This is a genomic window from Clostridium sp. 1001270J_160509_D11 (assembly GCF_015667935.1).
In the GTDB taxonomy this organism is placed as follows: domain Bacteria; phylum Bacillota; class Clostridia; order Peptostreptococcales; family Peptostreptococcaceae; genus Intestinibacter.
Window position 1 is genome coordinate 1 of record NZ_JADPET010000264.1, and the last position, 1,245, is coordinate 1,245.

Consider the following 1,245-nt stretch of genomic DNA (forward strand, 5'->3'; position numbering starts at 1 on the left):
ATTTTATATTAGTGTTATATTTATCTAATTTAGTTATAATTTATTGAAAATTAAACTAAGTAAAAAGTTTAATTTTCAATATAGATTTATAACTGTTGTGCTTTTTAAATTTATAATTTTATCTTCTTATTTTTTTAAGAAAGTCATCATGCTTCTTAATTGTCTACCTGTTTCAGATATTTGAGAGCTATATTGTTCTTCTCTCATAGCGTGGAATTTTTTGCATCCACTTTCATTTTCAGCTATGAAATCTCTAGCAAATTTACCACTTTGTATATCAGCTAGTATTTCTTTCATTGCAGCTTTTGAAGCTTCTCCTATAACTCTTTTACCTGATACGTATCCACCGTATTCAGCAGTTTCACTTACTGAATAGTTCATTCTTTCAAGTCCACCTTCATACATTAAGTCAACTATTAATTTCATTTCATGTAGACATTCAAAGTATGCTATTTCTGGTTGGTATCCAGCATCTACTAGAGTTTGGAAACCTGCTTTTATTAATTCTTCGCATCCACCACAAAGAACTGCTTGTTCACCGAATAAATCTGTTTCTGTTTCTTCTTTAAATGTTGTTTCAAGTACACCAGCTCTAGTTCCACCTATCCCTTTTGCATAAGCTAAAACTGTTTCTTCAGCTTTACCAGTGTAGTTTTGGTAAACTGCGAATAAATCTGGTACACCGCTTCCTTCTTTGTATACACTTCTTACTAAGTGACCTGGTCCTTTAGGTGCAACCATTATTACGTCTACATATTCTGGTGGTGTTATATATCCAAAATGTATATTAAATCCATGAGCAAATGCTAATGTTTGTCCTTCTCTTAAGTTATCTTTTATGCTTTCAGCGTATACTACCCTTTGAACTTCATCTGGTAATAAACACATTACTATATCTCCTGCTTTAGTAGCATCTGCTACACTTAATACTTCAAAACCATCTTCTTTAGCTCTAACTCCTGATTTTGATCCTTCGTGTAACCCAACTACTACATCTACTCCACTGTCTCTTAAATTTTGTGCATGAGCATGGCCTTGACTACCATATCCTAGTATTGCAACTTTTTTCCCTTTTAAAGCATCCATGCTTACATCTTTGTCATAAAACATTCTCATTAGTGAAAATCCCCCTTGTTATTTATATATATTAATTATTTTTAGTGATAAAACTATAAAAATAGATTATCTTCTTAAGTATAAAACTATAATTCAATTATCAAATAATAGTTTTAAGTTTTAAACTGT

Annotated in this window: 1 protein-coding gene; it reads right to left on the reverse strand. The window is 30.9% G+C overall.

All coding sequences use genetic code 11. From position 1 onward, the window contains the following. Positions 1 to 126 precede the first annotated feature (126 nt). Entirely contained in the window at positions 127 to 1,116 is a 990-nt protein-coding gene (ilvC, locus tag I4U58_RS13815; RefSeq protein WP_195931910.1) for a ketol-acid reductoisomerase, read from the reverse strand. Positions 1,117 to 1,245: the final 129 nt, after the last annotated feature.

Excerpts from the sequence above, each read along its gene's own strand:
- ilvC (WP_195931910.1), bottom strand. The coding sequence starts at position 1,116 with ATGAGAATGTTTTATGACAAAGATGTAAGCATGGATGCTTTAAAAGGG.